General features: G+C 59.5%; 21 protein-coding genes. 6 read left to right on the top strand and 15 right to left on the bottom strand.

The genetic code is table 11. From position 1 onward, the window contains the following. Nucleotides 1–74 precede the first annotated feature (74 nt). A complete protein-coding gene (locus tag ACR9ZQ_RS28395; RefSeq protein WP_310383854.1) occupies nt 75–824 on the top strand; it encodes a sigma-70 family RNA polymerase sigma factor in 750 nt (249 codons plus the stop codon). Beyond that, entirely contained in the window at nt 821–1621 is an 801-nt protein-coding gene (locus ACR9ZQ_RS28390; RefSeq protein ID WP_310383856.1) for an anti-sigma factor family protein, read from the top strand. The genes ACR9ZQ_RS28395 and ACR9ZQ_RS28390 overlap by 4 nt, the downstream gene beginning before the upstream one ends. On the opposite strand, the gene ACR9ZQ_RS28385 is transcribed toward ACR9ZQ_RS28390, so the two are convergent. Together ACR9ZQ_RS28385 and tal are read right to left on the bottom strand one after the other, a co-directional pair. Beyond that, on the bottom strand, nt 1618–2286 hold the full coding sequence (locus ACR9ZQ_RS28385) for a DUF1345 domain-containing protein (protein ID WP_113325734.1): 669 nt from the start codon (nt 2284–2286) through the stop codon (nt 1618–1620). The two genes, ACR9ZQ_RS28390 and ACR9ZQ_RS28385, sit on opposite strands and share 4 nt — an antisense overlap. A gap of 97 nt (nt 2287–2383) precedes the next feature. Further along, a complete protein-coding gene (gene tal / locus ACR9ZQ_RS28380; protein WP_113325733.1) occupies nt 2384–3349 on the bottom strand; it encodes a transaldolase in 966 nt (321 codons plus the stop codon). A gap of 446 nt (nt 3350–3795) precedes the next feature. Between tal and ACR9ZQ_RS28375 the strand changes: the two genes are divergently transcribed. Further along, nucleotides 3796–4779: a sugar-binding transcriptional regulator gene (locus ACR9ZQ_RS28375; RefSeq protein WP_037103335.1), complete on the top strand. Its 984-nt coding sequence runs from the start codon at nt 3796–3798 to the stop codon at nt 4777–4779. Between the two features lie 24 nt (nt 4780–4803). On the opposite strand, the gene ACR9ZQ_RS28370 is transcribed toward ACR9ZQ_RS28375, so the two are convergent. Both ACR9ZQ_RS28370 and ACR9ZQ_RS28365 read right to left on the bottom strand, forming a co-directional pair. Beyond that, nucleotides 4804–5676, bottom strand: a complete 873-nt coding sequence (locus tag ACR9ZQ_RS28370; protein WP_113324996.1) for a methylated-DNA--[protein]-cysteine S-methyltransferase — start codon at nt 5674–5676, stop codon at nt 4804–4806. Nucleotides 5677–5759: 83 nt separating this feature from the next. Beyond that, entirely contained in the window at nt 5760–6257 is a 498-nt protein-coding gene (locus ACR9ZQ_RS28365; RefSeq protein WP_310383994.1) for a DUF2244 domain-containing protein, read from the bottom strand. A gap of 22 nt (nt 6258–6279) precedes the next feature. On the opposite strand from ACR9ZQ_RS28365, the gene nth reads away from it, so the two are divergent. After that, entirely contained in the window at nt 6280–7062 is a 783-nt protein-coding gene (gene nth / locus ACR9ZQ_RS28360; protein WP_310383862.1) for an endonuclease III, read from the top strand. Here nth and ACR9ZQ_RS28355 read toward each other — a convergent pair. Continuing rightward, nucleotides 7027–7605, bottom strand: coding sequence for a TetR family transcriptional regulator (locus ACR9ZQ_RS28355; protein ID WP_481429145.1), 579 nt, complete (start codon nt 7603–7605; stop codon nt 7027–7029). The genes nth and ACR9ZQ_RS28355 overlap by 36 nt on opposite strands. A gap of 81 nt (nt 7606–7686) precedes the next feature. Here ACR9ZQ_RS28355 and ACR9ZQ_RS28350 point away from each other — a divergent pair, with 81 nt between their 5' ends. Next, nucleotides 7687–8112, top strand: a complete 426-nt coding sequence (locus ACR9ZQ_RS28350; protein WP_310383866.1) for a VOC family protein — start codon at nt 7687–7689, stop codon at nt 8110–8112. A gap of 53 nt (nt 8113–8165) precedes the next feature. Here the strand turns inward: ACR9ZQ_RS28350 and ACR9ZQ_RS28345 are convergent, their stop codons facing one another. Next, on the bottom strand, nt 8166–8879 hold the full coding sequence (locus ACR9ZQ_RS28345) for a sulfate transporter family protein (protein WP_310383868.1): 714 nt from the start codon (nt 8877–8879) through the stop codon (nt 8166–8168). Nucleotides 8880–9114: 235 nt separating this feature from the next. Between ACR9ZQ_RS28345 and ACR9ZQ_RS28340 the strand changes: the two genes are divergently transcribed. After that, entirely contained in the window at nt 9115–9969 is an 855-nt protein-coding gene (locus tag ACR9ZQ_RS28340; RefSeq protein ID WP_310383870.1) for a MurR/RpiR family transcriptional regulator, read from the top strand. 1 nt (nt 9970) lies between these two features. Here the strand turns inward: ACR9ZQ_RS28340 and ACR9ZQ_RS28335 are convergent, their stop codons facing one another. The 9 genes from ACR9ZQ_RS28335 to ACR9ZQ_RS28295 all read right to left on the bottom strand — a co-directional run bounded on the left by ACR9ZQ_RS28335 (nt 9971) and on the right by ACR9ZQ_RS28295 (nt 19863). Beyond that, nucleotides 9971–11554 (bottom strand): FGGY-family carbohydrate kinase, encoded by a 1584-nt coding sequence (locus ACR9ZQ_RS28335; protein ID WP_310383872.1) that lies wholly within the window; start codon nt 11552–11554, stop codon nt 9971–9973. Next, nucleotides 11554–12243, bottom strand: a complete 690-nt coding sequence (locus ACR9ZQ_RS28330; protein ID WP_310383874.1) for an HAD family hydrolase — start codon at nt 12241–12243, stop codon at nt 11554–11556. The genes ACR9ZQ_RS28335 and ACR9ZQ_RS28330 overlap by 1 nt, the downstream gene beginning before the upstream one ends. Nucleotides 12244–12334: 91 nt before the next feature. Further along, entirely contained in the window at nt 12335–13816 is a 1482-nt protein-coding gene (locus ACR9ZQ_RS28325) for a mannitol dehydrogenase family protein (protein WP_481429144.1), read from the bottom strand. A gap of 105 nt (nt 13817–13921) precedes the next feature. After that, nucleotides 13922–14920, bottom strand: a complete 999-nt coding sequence (locus ACR9ZQ_RS28320) for an ABC transporter ATP-binding protein (protein ID WP_310383878.1) — start codon at nt 14918–14920, stop codon at nt 13922–13924. Between the two features lie 18 nt (nt 14921–14938). Beyond that, nucleotides 14939–15769: a carbohydrate ABC transporter permease gene (locus ACR9ZQ_RS28315; RefSeq protein ID WP_113325006.1), complete on the bottom strand. Its 831-nt coding sequence runs from the start codon at nt 15767–15769 to the stop codon at nt 14939–14941. 1 nt (nt 15770) lies between these two features. Next, nucleotides 15771–16643, bottom strand: a complete 873-nt coding sequence (locus ACR9ZQ_RS28310) for a carbohydrate ABC transporter permease (RefSeq protein WP_310383880.1) — start codon at nt 16641–16643, stop codon at nt 15771–15773. A 132-nt stretch (nt 16644–16775) separates the two neighbouring features. Next, a complete protein-coding gene (locus tag ACR9ZQ_RS28305) occupies nt 16776–18086 on the bottom strand; it encodes an ABC transporter substrate-binding protein (protein ID WP_481429143.1) in 1311 nt (436 codons plus the stop codon). A gap of 145 nt (nt 18087–18231) precedes the next feature. Next, nucleotides 18232–19185, bottom strand: coding sequence for a sugar-binding transcriptional regulator (locus tag ACR9ZQ_RS28300; RefSeq protein WP_310383884.1), 954 nt, complete (start codon nt 19183–19185; stop codon nt 18232–18234). A gap of 99 nt (nt 19186–19284) precedes the next feature. Then, entirely contained in the window at nt 19285–19863 is a 579-nt protein-coding gene (locus ACR9ZQ_RS28295) for an exopolysaccharide biosynthesis protein (RefSeq protein WP_310383995.1), read from the bottom strand. Between the last annotated feature and the right edge of the window lie 68 nt (nt 19864–19931).

The following is a 19931-nucleotide window of genomic DNA, read 5'->3' as shown; positions in this document are numbered from 1 at the left end:
GTCTAGACTGCAGGAGACCGCATCTGATGCCCGCGGATCTCACGTCCAAATCGGCTGCTGTTGAGGCAGGGAGGATGATGACAAACGCTCAGATCACCTATCCGGTCGGATCGATCGACTGGATGCTGCTGCTCGTCGGGCAAGCGCCGCGAGCCCGTATTCGACCATCACCGCTGATGATGCTTCTCGCCGGAGCGAGGCGGCTGTTCCATCTTATGGTCAAGAAATCCGGCAGCGAACGGATCGCCCCAACGACCGACGCCGCGCAGCATGAGTTCATGCAGCATTTTCAGGACGTGATTATTCCGCACCTGGATGCGGCCTATAATTTTGCCCGCTTCCTCAGCCGCGACGCCGAGGCTGCGCAGGATATCGTCCAGGAAGCATTCCTGCGCGCCTACCGCAATTTCGAAACCTATCGCGGTGGCGATCCGCGCTCCTGGCTCTTTGCCATCGTCAGGAACTGCTGCCACGTCTGGCGCCAGCAGGATCGCCGAAAGGCACATTTCGAGCGGCATCTGGACGATAACGGCAGCACCGATCCCGATGAAGATGAGGGCTACCAGATCGCCTCGGAGGAGGATTCTCCTGAGACGGCGATAATCCGGGCAAGCGAGCAACAGCGCGTGCGATCCGTCATCAACAAACTTCCGGAAACGATGCGGGAAATCCTCGTCCTTCGTGAACTCGAAGACCTCTCCTACCGGCAGATCGCCGAAATCATCGATGCACCGATCGGCACCGTCATGTCACGCCTTGCGAGAGCACGGCGCGAATTCGCCGACATCTGGGATGCATGCAGTAAAAGCGAGGCGGCAGGATGAGTGACGCCCATCAGAAAGGCTGCCCCGAATGGCGCATCATGCTGCACGGTTTTGTCGACCGCGAACTCGACTCCGTCCATGCAGCGCAGTTCGAGGATCATCTGGCGACCTGCGAAAATTGCCGGGCGGAGATGGAAAGGGTCGCTGCTGTGAGAAAGATCATCGATCAGGATGGCGTGCGATGGAGGCCGCCGGAGGCTCTGCGTTCACAGGTACTTTCCATGCTGTCTTTCGAACAGACGGCGGCGAGCTCCAGCCTGCCGGTGCCACGCCAAGCGCCTTTCTGGCGCCGCACTTTCGACTTCATCCGGCAATGGAGCTTCGTACCGTCCTTGGCGGTGCTCGCGGCAAGTGCTTTTCTGTTCGTCAATGCGCCGTCGCAGACCCTGATCCTGCAGGACGAGATCATGGCAAGCCATGTTCGATCCATGATGGCGGATCATCTGACCGACGTCCTGACCTCGGATCAGCACACGGTAAAGCCCTGGTTCAATGGCAGGATCGATTTTTCGCCGCCCGTCAGCGATCTCGCCAAGGATGGTTTCCCGCTGGTCGGCGGACGTGTCGATTATATCGGCGGCCGTGCCGTCGCCGCTCTCGTGTACAGACGCCATGGCCATGTCATCAACCTGTTCATTTGGCCCGCGGCTTCAGGTGCCCAAACGACAACGGAGCACGACGGCTACAACATGGTGCAATGGTCGGATGGCGGACTGACGTTCTGGGCGATTTCGGATGTCGCCTCTGGTGACCTTGCGGAGTTCGAGAGCTTCTTCCGGTCTGCAGCAAGGCTCTAAAGCAGGCTTGCGCCAACATTGATCGCAAGTGCCAGAATGGTGGTGTTGAACAGGAACGACAGAAGCGCATGCAGCAGGGTGAACTTGCGCATCCTCGTCGAGGTCACTGCTACATCGGCCGTCTGCGCCGCGACACCGATTGTGAAGGAGAAATAGAGGAAGTCCCAATAAGCGGGCTCCTCGATTCCATCAGGGAATTTAAGCCCTTCGCACTTATCCGAGCCGCCATAGAAATAATGGGCATAATGGATCGTGAAAAGCGTGTGCAGGAAAAACCAGGAGATCAGGATAGTCAGGATCGCCGCAGCCGCACGCCACAGCGCGACATCTGCCGGTGCATCCTTGATCGAATGGAGCTCGATACCGATTCCGGCAATACTGGCGAGAGCCGCTGCGATTGATAGGAAGAGCAGGAAAGTATCGGAAAAATCGAGATCTTCCGATCGCTTCTTGATGCTCTCAACGGTCGCGCGAAGCATCTTGCGCCAGCTCAGCCCGATGAAGAAGATCGCCGAGGCATTCCAGCCGAACAGGATGTTGCTGGCGCTGACCTCCCGCGAGGTCAGCAGTAGAAACACGATGAAACCGCCGAGCACCGAAAGGAAGAAGCTTGCATGCTTGTAGACAATCGAGACCAGCGAATTTCCGTCATCCTCGTCAGCCACCACGATACCCCTGCCTCTATGCCCTTGATATCAAAATGAAAAAGGCGCGGATGCCAGCGGCACCCGCGCCTTTCATCAAAGTGCGGCTTGCGCGGCCTTACGCAGCAGCGAGCTGCAGTTCCTTGCGGACCTGACTGCGCAGCGTGCCGAGATCCTTTGCGAATGCGCGAATGCCTTCTGCGAGCTTTTCGGTCGCCATGGCATCTTCGTTCATCATCCAGCGGAAGGTCTTCTCGTCGACCGTGATCTTTGGCTCGGCCTTCTTGGTTTCCGGCGACAGCTTGCGCTCAAGCTTGCCCTGATCGTTGGAGAGTTCGTCGAGCAGGTTCGGAGCGATCGTCAGGCGATCGCAACCGGCCAGCGCTTCGATTTCGCCGGTGTTGCGGAAAGAGGCGCCCATGACGACCGTCTTGATGTCATTGGCCTTGTAGTAGTTGTAGATGTCGCGGACGGACAGAACGCCCGGATCTTCCTCGGCGGTGAAATCCTTGCCGGTCGACTTCTTGTACCAGTCGAGGATACGGCCGACGAAGGGCGAGATCAGGAATACGCCGGCGTCAGCGCAGGCAATTGCCTGAGCCTTCGAGAAGAGCAGCGTCAGATTGCAATCAATGCCTTCCTTCTGCAGGACTTCCGCTGCGCGAATGCCTTCCCAGGTGGAAGCGAGCTTGATGAGGATGCGGTCCTTCTCGATACCGCGCTCCTTGTAGGCCGCGATGATGCTGCGTGCCTTCTTCAGCGACGCTTCCGTATCGAAGGAGAGATCGGCATCGACTTCGGTCGAAACGCGACCGGGGACGAGCTTTACGAGGGCTGCGCCAACGGAGATCGCGAGGCGATCGGCAACGGCTGCGGCCGCAGCATCGGCATTACCGCCGAGCTTCTTGCCCCAGGCGATCGCTTCCTTCATGTCGTCGGCAAACATGTCGGTGCCGAGCGCCTTGAGAACGATGGAAGGGTTGGTCGTGCAATCAACCGGCTTCAGGCGAGCGACAGCCTGGATATCGCCGGTGTCGGCGACGACGGTTGTGATCTCGCGGAGTTGGTCAAGCTTGGATGTCATGGTCAAATTCCTTTGTGAACTTGGGCTGCGGACCGGCGCGAGTTCCGCCCGGCAAAGAGGTGATCTAAGGACAGATGGTTTGCATACAGCAGGCGAATAGTCGCGCGTCCGTCACGGGTGAGTCGTAAACGTGAGAGACACTGGCGGTGTTCCCGGGGGCGGGGCTCCCAACGCCGGAATACGACGAGCACATCGCAAGCGATGCCGCCTGCGGCTTAAAGGCCGGTCGAGACTTTCCGCATGCCCGCACATTGTCCTCCTCGGACGGACAAGAACGATGTTGTCGACCCTGACTATCGCCGCTCCGGCAACGAAAAGTCAAGGACATTTGTGCATTTCAATTGACATAAGTGTCACACCCGGCATTATCGCGGGAACAAAGCCGATGCCACAACCTTATGCTATCGATAGCAAAGATCTAGGGCGAAATCGGCGCGGGAGGAGATGTGGTCAAGCTGAAACGCGGCACGCATACTGCTTATTCCGAAGCCTCCTCGCTTCGGCTGCGGGCTGCATGGCTCTATTACAATGAAGGCCTGACCCAGAAAGATGTTGCCGAACAGCTCGGCATCAGCCGCACGACCGTCATCCGCCTACTCGACGAGGCGATGAAGCGCAGCGAAGTTCAGATATGGATCAACGACTCGATCGGCGACTGCGTGGAGCTTTCGGTCAAGCTGGAACGCGCCTATGGCCTCGATGAGGCGATCGTCGTGCCGGAACCCGCCAATTGTGACGTGAATTCACTGGCAAAGAATGTCGGTCTGGCGCTCGGCCAGTTCCTGTCGGAAGCCATTCCGGACGATTATACGATCGGCGTCGGCTGGGGCCGCACCATGACGGCCTCTCTCGCAAGCTTCCGGCCGCCACGACGCGACAATTGCAAGATCGTCTCCCTGCTCGGCGGCATCGTCGCCGTCCACCAGACAAACCCAATCGACTACACCTGGCGCCTTGCCAATCAGCTCGGAGCGGAATGTTACATGTTCCTGGCCCCGCTGCTCGTCGATTCCACCGAGACCAAGCGCAACCTCATCGAAAAATGCGGGCTCGATACGATCTATCGGCTGGCGGAAAACCTTGATCTCGCGATCGTCAGCTGCGGCGATATCGGCCCGCATTCGACGTCGCTGTCCGAGGGATGGATTTCGAAGGCCGAACTGCAGCAGCTGATCGATGCCGGCTGTGTCTGCGACACCATGTTCAACTTTCTGGACAAGGACGGCAATTCCGTCGACCACTCGATCAATCAGCGGGTGATGTCGGTGGATCTCGATACGCTGAAGGAGGCGAAACACATCGTACTGTCCTCCGGCGGCGCGCATCGTGCGGTCGCGATCCGCGCAACGATAAAGCGCATCGGCTGTAATACGTTGATCACCGACGAGAGCGCGGCAAAGGCATTGCTGGAACTCGCCGAAGCCGCCTGAACGGTTTCGGCTGATCCCAATCGCTCAGGCGTGCGCCGATTCCCAGCCAAGCATGGCCCGTTTGCGGGTCAGACCCCAATGGTAACCGGTCAATGCTCCGTTTTTCCCGAGCGCGCGGTGGCAGGGCACGACGAAGGAAATCGGATTGGCTCCGACTGCCGCACCGACCGCGCGCATGGCAGTCGGCCGGCCGATGTCCTTGGCAATATCGCTGTAGGTCACGGCTTTGCCGAAGGGGATTTTCAGAAGGCTCTGCCAGACACTGACCTGGAAATCCGTTCCGATCAGCACGACCCGCAACGGCTGGTCCGACGTCCAACGGCCCGGCTGGAAGATACGCTCGGCATAAGGCGCCGTCGCTTGACGGTCTTCCACATATTCCGCATTCGGCCAACGGCAGGTCATATCCTCAAGGCAGGCCTTCTCATCACCGGAATCGCTGAAGGCGAGGCCTGCGAGGCCGCGGTCTGTCACCATGACGAGGGCCGTCCCGAAGGGGCAGGTGTGGAACCCGTAGCGGATCGTCAGCCCGCCGCCCTTCGCCTTCCATTCGCCCGGAGACATTGCCTCATGTGTCACGAACAGGTCGTGCAGGCGGCTGGGACCGGAAAGACCCACCTCGATGGAGGTTTCGAGCAGCGGCATTTCTTCCTTGCGCAGCAGCCGCTTGGCGTGGTCGAGCGTCACGGCTTGCAGGAAGGCTTTCGGCGAAAGGCCGGCCCAGCGGGTAAAGGTCTTCTGGAGCTGCGTCGGCGACTGGTGCAGCCGAGCGGCAATCGCTTCCAGCGACGGCTGATCGCGATATTCCTCGCTGATGAGTTCGATGACCTGACGGACGATATCGTAATCAGGGCCATCAGGAGTGATATCTGTGTCGAGCTTCGCGATCATGTTCATCGTCTTTCTCCTTTACAAAGGAGATAATCAAGGGCGGGCAGCCAAACCACCCGTTTCTTGCGCCCCGATTCTTACGCAATGCCTCAGATACGCTGTTTTACCGTTGCCAGCGCGCGCTTGAAAGCCTTGGCGAAGCTCTCCCGATCGTCGGGATTGAGGAAGGAGCCGACATCCGTACGTTTGCCCTCCCCGAAAATATGCATGGAGAGAATGCCGATTTCCTGATGCCGCCGCACGAGGAAGCGCGTCCAGAATGGATTGAAGTGGTGCTCGATCATACGGCCGGACGGAGAGAACTTGCGCACGGACACATCTGTGCGCGAAACCGTCACCTCTTCCCGCACCCTGCCGGATCGGTAGCTCAGCCAGAAGGCGCCGTAGAGCAGCAGGAAATCCAGCCCGAAAAAGAAGCCGATCGGCCAAGCACCGGTGACGATGAAAAACATGCTGTACACGAAGCAGATGGCGCCGGAAACACTGAGCAACACCTTGAAGCCCTTCCGGCCGAGCGAGCGGTAGGGAAAGAGTTCGGCTGCGAAAACAGGCTGATCGTTACGGCTGTCGGCGTTGCTTTCCATCATGGCCAGTGAGTATAGATTTTCCATGGCGAATCCGAAACTCAAATCCGTTACCAAATCGTCGCAAAACTCGAATGTGATCGTCCGCCGCAAGCCAGCGGCGGCGGTGAAAACCGCCTATTCATTGGCCGAGCGCGAGGAAATCTTCCGGCGTTTCTCCATCCAGCGTCCCGAGCCGCGAGGTGAGCTGGAACACACCAATCCCTTCACCCTCGTCGTGGCAGTGGCACTCTCTGCGCAAGCGACGGATGCCGGCGTCAACAAGGCGACTCGCGCGCTCTTCAAGATCGCCGATACGCCGCAGAAAATGCTCGATCTTGGCGAGGAGAAGGTTCGCGAATACATCAAGACGATCGGCCTATACCGCAACAAGGCGAAGAACGTCATCGCGCTTTCGCAGATGCTGGTCGATGAATTCGGCGGCAAGGTGCCGGAGACGCGCGAGGAACTGGTTCGCCTGCCGGGCGTCGGCCGCAAGACCGCCAATGTCGTGCTCTCCATGGCCTTCGGCCAGGCGACGATGGCGGTTGACACCCATATCTTTCGCATCGCCAACCGCATCAGGCTGGCACCCGGCAAAACGCCGGACGAGGTTGAAGATCGGCTGATGAAGGTGGTGCCGAAGCAATACCTCTATCACGCCCATCACTGGCTCATCCTGCATGGCCGCTATACCTGCAAGGCCCGTCGCCCGGAATGCGAACGCTGCGTGATCGCCGATATCTGCAAGTCGCCGGAGAAGAGCGGCGATATCCCCGCACCGCTGGTCGAGCTACCGCCGCAGGTGATCGGCGAGGCCGTCGAGTAGGGCAGCGATCCCCCGCTCGTAATCCTCACGACTGCCGCCTGCTTCGATGGCGATCGCCGCGCGATCGAAAGCCGCTGACAGCATCGTCGTCAGTGGTCCGAGCAAAGCACTGGCCTGCGGCAGCAAGGCTTCGAGCCCTACCCGCAATGTCGCCTCTGCATTCTCGCCATCGATCTGCGCAGTCGCGGGCAAGCCGATGACCGCCGGCGCCTCGAGCAGAAGCAGCCGCGTCCGCCCTTCCACTTCCATTGCATCGAAATAGGCGGCCGCGCCTTCAAGCAGCGCGTCACGCGGTTCGGTTTGCCGCTTTGTGCGCCGCTCGATCTCGTCGGCGACATCAGTCGCCTCCCTTTCAATCACGGCCCGGAAGAGCGCTTTCTTGTCTTCGAAGTGATGATAGAGCGCACCGCGCGTGACACCGGCCTGTGCCACGATATCGAGCGTGGCCGTCTCTGCATATCCCTTCTCGACGAAAAGCCGGCGCGCGGCATCCATCAGGGCCTGCCTGGTCTGTTCGGTTCTTTCGCGATTGCTGCGGCTCATCACTCCTCTTTACATACAATCTGCCTGTATGTTAAATACAAAAACATACAGAGTGTACGTAAAATCAAAGGAGGAAAGACGATGAAATCGACGAGCTATTATCCCGTCATCATGACGGACGATGTTGCCGGCACTGCGGCCTTCTATTGCTGTCATTTCCGCTTTCAGCCGCTGTTCGAAAGCGACTGGTATGTCCATCTGCAATCGACGGAGGATGAGCATGTGACGCTTGCCGTGCTCGACGGCAGCCACGAAACCATCCCAGCCGCCGGCCGCGGCAAGGTTTCCGGCCTTCTCCTGAATTTCGAGGTTGAGGATGTGGACGCGATCTACGCCGTCTGCACAGAGGCGGGGTTGCCGATCCTGCGCGAGATCCGCGACGAGGATTTCGGCCAGCGCCACTTCATTACCGCCGATCCCAACGGCGTCTTGATCGACATTATCAAGCCGATCCCGCCGAGCGCCGAATATGCGGCTATGTATGAGACGACAGCGCTGCCCGGCTAAAGCAATTCCAGCAAAAGTGTCGCGCGGTTTTGCGTTCGGAATTGCGTGAAAAACTAAGCTCGGAAATCGGGATCACGCGCCGAGATCAGCTTATGCAGATGCACCATCATGCCGGCGGCAAAGAGCGGCGTGAGCAGATTGACGATCGGGATCGCCAGGAAAAGCGCAATCACCAGACCGCCAAGAAAGACGGTCGGGCCATGCTTGGCGCGAAACAGCCGCGCCTCCGGCGGCGAACGGAAGCGCATCGCCGCGAATTCGAAGAATTCCCGCCCGAGCAGATAGCCGTTCACCAGGAAGAAGGCCACGATATTGACGCCGGGAATGAAGAGCAGGAAGAGCGCGATAATATTGCCGATGATCACGACGCCGAGGAATTTGATCGAGCTCGCCATCGCAGGGCCGAGCGGCATGGCCTTGCCCAGCGCATCCTGTGGATAGTCCCTTTTTTCGATCACCTCGGCGACATCGTCGAGAAAGAGGCCGGCAATCAGCGCCGTGACCGGCGACAACAGCAGCGCCAGCCCGAGCGCAAGGCCGATCCCGGCGGCAATCAGGAAAACGAAGCTGAGCCAGCCGGCCCAGTCGGGCATCTCGGGAAAGAACCCGACCACCCAGGGAAATATAAAACTGATGAACAGGCCGCGCAGCGCAAACCACAAGCCGATCAACACCAGCACCGTCAGTCCCAGAACCTTCCAGAAAGCCGACCGGGTCTCCGACGCAAACAGGTTGGCAAGCGAAAGGCGAGCGGCGTCAAGGATCATTCTCTGGCGTCTCCGTTACGCAGCGTGATGTAGGGAGCCGGTGCCCTCCCGGCAAGTCAGTTGAAAATTACATGCTTGAATAGAAAACTTGTCGAAAATTACATGCTAATATATAGTTCGTAATGTTGGAAATACGTGTGGGCCTAAGAAGAGCTTCCGGAAAATATTAAGAAACAAGGATTCGGCTCTGCATGAATCCGCGGAAGGCCTCTGAGGAAATGGGGGAGGCTGCGACGTGGAAGACTTTGTAGAGAAGCTTAGGCAATACGCGAAATCCGGCACGCCTGCCGAACGACGCATCGCGAAATATTTCACCGAACATTTGAACGATCTGCCGTTCGAAACCGCTGCGTCGGTTGCCGACCGGCTTGATCTTTCGCCGATGACGGTCGGCCGTTTCCTGCGAGCGCTCGGCTACCAGGGGCTGGACAGCGTCAAGGTGGAGATCCGCGAGACGGCAACGACCTCACCCGTCCAGTTCCAGAGCGCGATGACCGAGCTGCAGACGGATGCATCGGAAGGCAAGCCGCTCGCCGTTCTCGTGGCGGAGCAGATACAAGCGCTGCATCACATCTATCATCTGACCGCACAGCCGCATTGGGGTGAAGCCGTCGCGATGATCGGCGCCTCCAGAGAGGTTTTCGTCGCCACCCATGCCAGACTTGCCGGCTTCTCCAATCATTTCTGCCAGCGACTGACGCTGGCCCGCGACAGCGTGCGTGCGATCGACGGCGCGGGTAACCGCTTTACGGAGCTTTTCGCCCGTTCCTTCGTCGAGGACGCCGTGCTCGTCATCATCGATTGCCGGCGCTTCGCCAGGTCACGACTGCTTGCGCGCACTGCCCGGCGTTACGGCTACAAGGTGATCCTGATTTCCGCTCAGCATGCGGACTGGCTGCCAGAACAATCAAACGTCGTCCTGCCTTTGCCGCCTGCCCGTGCGCCCGACATGGATAACCTGCCGCCGCTGATCGCCTTGCTCGACTGTCTGTCCGAGGCGGTCATTTTGGGCGCCGGCGAAGAGGCGAGCCAGCGGCGCCGACGCATGGTGGAATTTGCAGCCATCCTCGGCGAAACGGCAAATCGCTGAACTATTCCACCGCTTCCAGTTCCGCCCGATGGCGATACATGGCAAGAAACCGGCGATAGTCGCGGTCGTAAAGCGCCTGCTTGCTCCTGTCGGGAAGCCGCACAGAGCCGCCAGGATACATCGCCTTGCCAGCCGTCGCCAAATCCTTGTGTAAGCCGCAGGCAACCGATGAGGCGATCGCGGTGCCGAGCAGTACCGCCTCGTTCATGTCAGGTACGATGACCTTGCAGCCCGTCACATCCGAATAGAGCTCCATCAGAACGGGGTTCTTCACATGCCCGCCGGCCACATGCAGCGTATCCGGCACGTAGCCGTGATCTCTCATCTTTTCGAGGATGTGGCGGATGCCGAGCGCAATCCCGACCGCGGTTCGCCAATAGAGCGCGCAGAGCCCGTCAAAGGACGTGTCAAGCGTCAGGCCGCTGATGACGCCGACAGCATGCGGGTCGGCCAGTGGTGACCGATTGCCGTGAAAATCCGGGAGAACGAAGATCCGCGCACCAAGCGCGTCACCCTCTTCTGTTCTGAGTTCAGCGATGCGGGCGACGATCCTTTGATGCAGCGCAGCGGTCGGCTCACCGCCGGCCGCGTGCATGCGCACGATATGATCGAGCAGCGCACCGGCGGCCGATTGGCCAGCCTCGACGAGCCACGATTGCGGAAAAACCGCCTCGTAATAGGGCCCCCACATTCCCTCGCTCGGCTTTCGCTCGAGGGAAAAGGCGACGATGCAGCTCGATGTTCCTGCAATCAATGCAAGCTGCTGCTCGAGCTTCGCCGGATTGCCAGCATAGCCGCTGAGTGTACCAAGGGCGCCGGCATAGGCATCGATCATCCCGGCCGAAACATGGCAATCGGTGGTCAGGCCCAACGCCTCGGCGGCCTGCGGCGTCAGTTTAGCGATGCTCTCCCCAACTGCCACCGTCTCCTCCGGCAGCCTGCCGCGCGGCAATAAATCCTCAAGACCGATCTGCTGCAGGAAATCCTCCTGCCAGCCCCTCTCCTGATGAGCTAGGTAATTCCATTTGGCCGTCAGCGTGCAGCGGGATCGGGCAGGCGAACCAGTTGCCTTCCAGGTCAGGAAATCGGCAAGGTCGAAGAAGTATCCGGCTTTCTCCCAGGTCGCCGGCAGCTTCTTCTTCAGCCAGATCAGCTTGGGCATTTCCATTTCCGGCGACATGACATTGCCGGAATGTTCCAGCACTTCATGCTTCGTCGCCGTACAGAAATCGGCTTCCTTCAGCGCCCGATGATCGAGCCAGACGATCGTATCGAACCGCGTTTCGCCGCCGGTGGAAACGCTGATCTGTCTTCCTTCGGTATCGCGCACCACAAGCGAACAGGTGGCGTCGAAACCGATCGCGCCGATAGCGGCAGCACCGATGCCGGACTGGCCCATAGCCCTACGCACGGCAGTGCAAACGGCCGACCATATATCCTCGGAATCATGTTCGGCATGGTTCTCGCGCGGCCGGTTCATGACGATCGGATGTTCAGCCTTGGCAAGCAGGCGGCCATGCGTATCGAAGACACCGGCGCGTGCGCTGCTCGTGCCGATATCCACCGCAACCACATGATCACGCATCAATGCTGAGTCCCGTCCAGCTTTTGTTTGCGGACAAGGTGTATCAATTCCGGCATGGCGTCAAACACGACTTCCGGTGAAAGACGGTCGAGTTCTTCACGGTAGCCGGCAAAGTTTGCATGCGAGCCGCCGGTAAAGGCAAAGACCGTCATGCCCGCCGCTTTGGCTGCAGCAATACCCGCCGGACTGTCCTCGATGACGATGCAGTCACGAGGCTCCACATGCATCTGGTCGGCCGCATAGAGGAAGAGATCAGGCGCTGGCTTGCCGCGCTTGACCATGCTGGCGCTGAAGATGTTCGGCAGCTTCGGCAGCAGCCCGGTGACAGAGAGCGACAATTTGATCCGCTCGACCTGGCTGGACGAGGCAACACAACAGGGAAGGCCAAGCGCATCGATCGCATCGCCAATACCTGGCATGGCCTTCAGCTCGGTGCGGAAACGGGCATAGAGATTGGTGCGGATGCTTTCCAGGAATTCCTCGTTGGCATGCACGTTGAATTCCGTCTCCAATATGGAGATGAGGGTTGCGAGGCTCTTGCCGAGGAAGCGTTCATAGGCCTGGTCCTCGGTAATCGTCACGCCGAGATCGGCCATCGCCTTGACGAGAACGCTGATCGAAATCGGTTCGCTGTCGACGAGCACGCCGTCGCAATCGAAGATGACCAGCCGTGGTTCAGCATCAGCCATGAAAGACCCAACCTGAGTTCAGTTCGGACGCAACCGTCCTGCTTTGTCCGCAAGGCCGGGATGGCGGCAGAAATGCCGCCATCGTAATTCCTTACACTGCGAGCTTGCCGTCGAGATAGAGCTGCAAGGTTTCCTTCGTGCCCTTTTCCCACAAGGTTTTCAGCGCATGGGCGAAACGCTTGCGGAAAAGATCTGATTTCGCCACGTCGCCGAAAATATCGTCAAAGACGAGGAAGGCCGCCGGATCGTCCTTTGCCTTCACCGCTGCCTCATGCAGACGGTCGGCGCTGGCATCGTTGAAGACGATCTCCTTGCCGCTGTCACTCTTGCCGAAGAAGTAGCGGCACCACAGCGCCGAGACGAGCGCGAGGCCGACGACATCCCTGCCCTGACGAAGATTATCGAGCGTCGAGGGCAGGATGAATTTCGGCTGGCGGTTGGAACCGTCCTGCGCCAGCCGCGGGATCGTGTCGGCGATCTTCGGATTGAGGAAGCGGTGCTCGATCAGCTTGAAATAATCGGCGAGCGACGTATCCGGCACCGACGGCACGATGGGGATGATTTCGTCGTTCTCGAGCTTGGCGAGGAAGGCGCGGATCAGATCATTCTCCATCGCCTCATGTACGAAATGAATATCCATCAGCGCCGCCGGATAGGCGATCGTCGCATGGCCGCCATTAAGGATGCGGATCTTCATATGTTCATAGGGCGTGACATCGGGCACGAAGGTAACCCCGACCTTTTCAAGCGCCGGGCGGCCCATCGGGAACTTGTCTTCCAGCACCCACTGCTTGAACTCTTCGCAGTAGACCGGCCAGTTATCCTCAATATCGAAATTCTCCTTGAGGAAATCGATCTCGCGCTGGCTGGTTGCCGGCGTGATGCGGTCCACCATGCCGTTCGGGAAGGAGACATTCGCCTTGATCCAGTCGGCAAAAGCCGGATCGGAAAGCTTCGCCGTGCCGACGACGGCATTCGCAGTGACGACGCCATTATGGGGAATGTTGTCGCAGGACATGACGGTGAAGGGCTCGATGCCCTTGTCTTTACGCGCCTTCAGGCCGGCAACGATCAGACCGAAGACCGTTTTCGGCGTCGCCGGGTTCTGTCCGTCGGCGGCAATCGCCGGATGCGCCGGATTGAACTTGCCCGAGGCATCGATGAAGTAACCGCCTTCGGTGATCGTCATTGAGACGATCCGGATCTCAGGATCGGCAAGCTTGGCGATGACAACAGCGGGTTCACCGACCGGCAGAATATCGATCATCGGCCCAGTCACGCGCGCCGCCGTCTTGTTGTTGTCCTGCTCGACGACGGTCGTCAGGAAATCCTGCGCCGCGAGCTTGTCACGCATGGCCGCATCCGAAGGCAGGACGCCGGCGCCGATGATTGCCCAGTCGTGGTCACTGCCGGCGTTGAAGAGGTCGTCGAGATAGATCGCCTGGTGGGCACGATGGAAATTGCCGACGCCGAAGTGCACGATGCCGGCTTTCAGCGACGCCCGCTCATAGGCCGGAATGGCTGCAGTCTTTGCTGCCTCGGCGAGCGTTGCCAGCGATAATTTGCACGTCATGTTTCAGTCCTCTTGAAGGTCTTGCGAAAGGGCTTTCGCCCTCCCGGTAGCGCGGGCCGGACGAGACCGCCCGGTCCGCATATCTGCCCCCAGCCGGTGGCCGCCTCAGATGGCGAGGCCGCTCTCGTTGAATTTATGGATGCGCGTCTTGTCCGGCGTCAGGTAGACCGTGTCACCGGCCTTGGAAGCAAAATCGCCGTTGCTGCGCGCCGTCACCATCCCGATACCCTCGACATCGACATGCAGGAACGTATCGGAGCCGAGGTGCTCGGCCACCGTGACCCTGCCCTTCCAGTCGCCACTTTCGGTCGACAGCAGCACATGTTCGGGACGGATGCCGATCGTGTGCGCACTCATCTGCGCAGCATTCTGGCCCTTGATGAAGTTCATCTTGGGTGAGCCGATGAAGCCTGCGACGAAGAGGTTTCGCGGGCTGCGATAAAGCTCCAGCGGCGAACCGACCTGCTCGATGTTGCCCCTGTTGAGCACCACGATCTTGTCGGCCATGGTCATGGCTTCCACCTGATCGTGGGTGACGTAGACCATCGTCGTCTTCAGCTGCTGGTGCAGCTCGCTGATTTCGATGCGCATGTTGACGCGCAGCGCCGCATCGAGGTTCGACAGCGGCTCGTCGAAGAGGAAGGCCGAAGGCTGGCGCACGATGGCGCGGCCGATGGCGACGCGCTGACGCTGGCCGCCCGAGAGCTGGCGCGGCTTGCGATCCAGATAATCGCCGAGATTCAGCACGCGCGCGGCATCATCCACCTTGCGGTCGATCTCCGCCTTGTCCATGCCGGCCATCTTCAGCGGGAAGGCAATGTTGTTGCGCACGCTCATATGCGGATAGAGCGCGTAGGACTGGAAGACCATCGCCAGACCCCGCTCGGATGGCGCCTTCTCGGTCGCATCCTTGCCGTCGATGACGATCTTGCCGCCGGAGACATCTTCGAGGCCGGCGATCAGGCGCAGCAGCGTGGACTTGCCGCAGCCCGACGGGCCGACGAAGACGACGAATTCGCCGTCCCGGATATCGAGATCGATCGAAGGGATGACCTTGGCCTCGCCGAAGACCTTCGAAACCTTTTGAAGGGTAATACTGCCCATGTTTCTCTCCCTATGATCTTATTTCACCGCGCCAAAGGTCAGGCCGCGGACAAGTTGTTTCTGGCTGAACCAGCCGAGGATGAGGATCGGCGCAATCGCCATGGTCGAAGCCGCCGAAAGCTTGGCGTAGAACAGACCTTCCGGGCTCGAGTAGGATGCGATGAAGGCGGTGAGCGGTGCGGCCTTGGAAGCCGTCAGGTTCAGCGTCCAGAACGCTTCGTTCCAGGCAAGGATAATGTTGAGCAGCAGCGTTGAGGCAATGCCCGGCACCGCCATCGGCGTCAGCACGTAGATGATTTCCTTGGCGAGCGAGGCGCCGTCCATGCGGGCGGCTTCCAGGATTTCGCCGGGGATTTCCTTGAAGTAGGTGTAGAGCATCCAGACGATGATCGGCAGGTTGATCAGCGTCAGAACGATCACCAGACCGGTGCGCGTATCGAGCAGGCCCGAATTGCGGAACATGAGGTAGATCGGGATGAGCGCGCCGACGGGCGGCATCATCTTTGTCGACAGCATCCACATCAGCACATCCTTCGTCCGCTTGGTCGGCGCAAAGGCCATGGCCCAGGCGGCCGGAATGGCGATGATGAGACCGATCAGCGTCGAGCCGAAGGAGATCACCACGGAATTCATGAAGTGGCTGAGATAGTTTGAGCGGCTCTGCACCTCCGCATAGTTCTCCGTCGTCCAGTGGAAGAACAGGAACTGCGGCGGCGAGGCGATGGCATCCGCCTCCGTCTTGAAGCTCGTCAGGAACGTCCAGAGGATCGGGAAGAAGATCAGGATGCCGAGCGCCCAGGCGATCGCGGTCATGATGACCTTGCGTTGGGTAGTAACCTTCCTAGCCATCTTAAGCCTCCAGATTCTTGCCGACGAGGCGGACGAGGAAGATCGCGACGATATTGGCGAGCACGACGGCAACGATGCCGCCTGCGGATGCCCCGCCGATGTCGAACTGCAGCAGCGCCTGGACATAGACGAGATAGGTGAGGTTCGTGCTCTGCGTGCCCGGACCGCCATTGGTGGTAACCAGGATTTCGGCAAAGACCGACAGCAGGAAGATCGTCTCGATCAGGATGACCACGGTGATCGCTCGGGCCATGTGCGGCAGGATGATGTAGATGAACTTCGAGATCGGGCCGGCGCCATCCATTTCGGCCGCTTCCTTCTGCTCTTCGTCAAGCGACTGCAGCGCGGTAAGTAGGATGAGCGTGGCGAAGGGAAGCCACTGCCAGGCGACGATCAGGATGATGGAGAACAGCGGCACGCTGGCCAGCCAGTCGATCGGCTGCAGGCCGACAGCCTTCGCCATATAGGCGAAGAGGCCGTTGACCGGGTTCATGAACATGTTCTTCCAGACGAGCGCCGCCACCGTCGGCATGACGAAAAAGGGCGCGATGACCAGAATGCGCACGATGCCCTGGCCGTAGATCGGCTGATCGAGCAGAAGCGCGAAGAGAATGCCGCCGACCACGGTGATAACAAGCACGCCTGCAACCAGAACCAGCGTGTTGATGAGCGCGGCAAAGAAGGCCGGGTCGGTGAGGAAGTATTGGTAGTTTAAGAGACCGACGAAATTCTCCATGCCCGGGCTGAGCAGATTGTAGTTCAGCAGGGAGAAGTAAATCGTCATCGCCAGCGGGACGATCATCCACGCGAAGAGCAGCACCACGGAAGGTGCTATCATCAGGCGTGCTGCGGAGCGAGTGTGGAACGTTGCCATAGCAATCACCGGTCTGATCTGAAGCGGAAATGGCTGCGAAACAGCTTTAAAAAAGCGGCCGCCGATGCAGTTCGGGCAATCGGCGGCCCAGAGGTGCGGAATGTCAAGCATTCCGTACGTCTCAGGAGGTTTTTACTTGATGTAACCCGCCTTGGTCATTTCGCGGGTGGTCAGCTGCTGCGCGCTCTGCAGGGCCTGGTCGACCGAGATCTGGCCGGCAAGAGCTGCAGAAAACTGCTGGCCAACGGCCGTGCCGATGCCCTGGAATTCCGGGATCGCCACGAACTGGACACCGACGTAGGGAACCGGCTTCACAGTCGGCTTGGTCGGATCGGCGGAGTTGATGCTGTCGAGCGTCATCTTCGCAAACGAAGCGGCCTTCTGGTAGTCCGCACTGGCATAGAGCGAGGTGCGGGTGCCGGGAGGTGCGTTCAGCCAGCCTTCCTTTTCGGCGACGAGGTTGGTGTAGTCCTTGCTCGTTGCCCAGGCGATGAACTTCTCGGCTGCTTCAGACTTCTGAGAGCCTGCCGGGATGGCGAGGTTCCAGGCCCAGAGCCAGTTGCCGCGCTTGCCGAGGCCCTTGTCCGGAGCCAGCGCAAAGCCGACCTTGTCGGCAACCTGCGACTGCTTCGGATCGGCCACGAAGGAAGCAGCAACCGTTGCGTCGATCCACATGCCGCACTTGCCGGTCTGGAAGAGCGCCAGATTTTCGTTGAAGCCGTTGGAAGAAGCACCGGGAGGACCGGCTTCCTTCATCAGGTTGACGTAGAAGGTCAGCGTGTCCTTCCACTCCGGCTGATCGAACTGCGGCTTCCACTGTTCATCGAACCAGCGGGCGCCGAAGGAGTTCGACATAGCCGTCAGGAAGGCCATGTTTTCGCCCCAGCCAGCCTTGCCGCGCAGGCAGATGCCGTAGATTTCCTTGTCCTTGTTGGTGATCTTCTTCGCAGCATCTGCGATGAAGTCCCAGGTCGGCGCGTCGGGCATCTTCAGGCCGGCAGCGTCGAACAGGTCCTTGCGGTACATGACCATGGAGCTTTCGCCGTAGAACGGAGCTGCATAGAGCTTGCCGTCCTGGCTGATGCCGCTGCGGATTGCCGGCAGCAGATCGTCCACGTCATAGTTGGCGCCGAGGTTGTCGAGCGGCAGGAGCCAGCCTTTCTTCGCCCAGATCGGAACTTCATAGGTGCCGATCGTGAGCACATCGTACTGGCCGCCCTTGGTCGCGATGTCGGTCGTGACCTTCTGGCGCAGAACGTTTTCTTCGAGAGTTACCCATTCAAGGTCGATACCGGGATTCTTCGCCTTGAAGTCGTCCGTCAGCTTCTGCATCCGGATCATGTCGCCGTTGTTCACGGTCGCGATTGTCAGCGTTTCGGCCGAAGCCATGCCGGCAAACGCCATTGCCGAGCAGGCGCCCAGCAGGAGAGTTCTCAATGTCATATCTTCCTCCCAGAAGATGAGTGTGAGCATTCGCTTTGCTCATGGGCAATTACTCATCAACAGAGAAAGTTTGTCAATTGGCAATCGTTGCTGCGATGCCGAACAATTGATTTATGTTATTGATTTAAAATGACAATATTTTTGCTCAACTACCGAGCAAAAACTCAGCCGTCTCTTCGTCGGTAATCAAACCATTCACCTGATGGCCTGTGATGGCAGCTCTGATCGCCTTGAACTTGCGTTTGCCCTTGGCAATTCCGATGACCGTGGACGAATCGCGCGGCGGGATGGGAGCGGAAGCAACACGCTCGTTGATCGGGTTGTCGAGCAGCCTGCCGTCCACGTCGAAAATCCAGCCGCAGATCTCACCTACAGCGCCGCTGCGCATCAGTTCCATCATCTCGTCTTTTTCGAGGAAACCATCGACGCAGAGCGGGCCGTCAATGCCGAGTTCGCCGATACCGACGAAGGTCACATCCGCCTGCGCGCTGATCGCCAGCGTCGAGCGCACGAGTTGCTGACCGTGCAGAAGCTCCCGCTCCTCGGCCGAGGTGACGAGAACCGGCAGCGGCATCGGATAGTGCCGCGCCTTGACGGCATCGGCCATGCTGAAGATGACGTTGTAATAGGCCGCCGAACCGTCCGGCGCGATATTGCCCGTCAGCGAGACGATGCGGTGATTGGGACATTCGATCGCCGGCAGCTGGTCGACAGCCGCTTTCAGCGTTCGCCCGGTGCCGACGGCAAGCACGATCGGATCGGGGCGTTTCAGCCAGCGCTCGATTTCGGAAGCAGCCGCTTCGGCAATGCCAACCGTCGTCGACGATGAGCCGGGATCGCTCGGAACGATCTCGACATGGCGCAGACCGAATTTCTTGCGCAGCTGGTTGCCGAGTTCAAGGCAGGCAGCAATCGGGTGGTCGAGCCGTACCTTGATCAGCCGCTCGGCCACGGCAAGCGAAACGAGCCGCTGCGCCGACTGGCGCGAAATACCCATCGAGGATGCGATTTCATCCTGTGTGCGGCCGGCGACATAATAAAGCCAGCCGGCGCGCGCCGCATCGTCCAGCCGTCCGGAAGTCTCCGCTCTTTTTACCATCTATCGCCGCCGATTAATTTCTTTGAGTCTATCTGGCGCCAGATCAAAACAAAAATCGGGCAAATGTCGAGGGCGTTGAAAAAATGAGCAACCGCTTCCTTATCCAAACCACTGCATGACGATGTAGATAGCCGCCTTGACGAGACCGTAGATCACCCCGCCGGCAACGATGAGCGAGACGGCCGTCATGGCAAAGCCGAGAAGCGAAAACAGCCCGTCTCGGCCAAGAATGGCAAACGCGAAGACCGAAATCGCAATCGCCGGCAGGATATTGCCGAGTGGCACCGGCAGCACGAGAACGATCGCCAGCACCAGACAGCAGAAGCCCGCCAGATATTCCGCCGGCGGCTCGACGAAAATGCTCAATCGTGGCTGCAGCATACGCTCCGCCCAGGCAAGCCAGGGATGAATGCGTCCGACGATCGTCTCGAAATCCTCCCGCCGCATGGAGCGCGCCGCAATCGCCTTCGGCAGCCACGGCTTCAGGCCGAAGGTAAGCTGTGCGGCAAGGAAGATCAACGGTGCTCCGAGCAGCGACGAGGTGCCAGGCGGCGTCGGAAAGGCGTTCGGCAGCGCAAAGATCAGCATCAGCGCGCCGATCGCCCTGTCGCCCATCGTCTGGAACAGGTCGCCGATCGACAGGCGTTCGCGGCTTCGATCCGCCGCCATCTGTCGCAGGATGGACGACAGGCGCTTGCCTTTCGGACGCGGCCTGCGGGCGGTGGTTCTGTGAGTTTCGGTATTTT

This window comes from Rhizobium sp. KNZ14-9A (assembly GCF_056755015.1).
The sequence above is the reverse complement of the archived record's forward strand: the minus strand, read 5'-3'. Positions and strand labels throughout refer to the sequence as shown.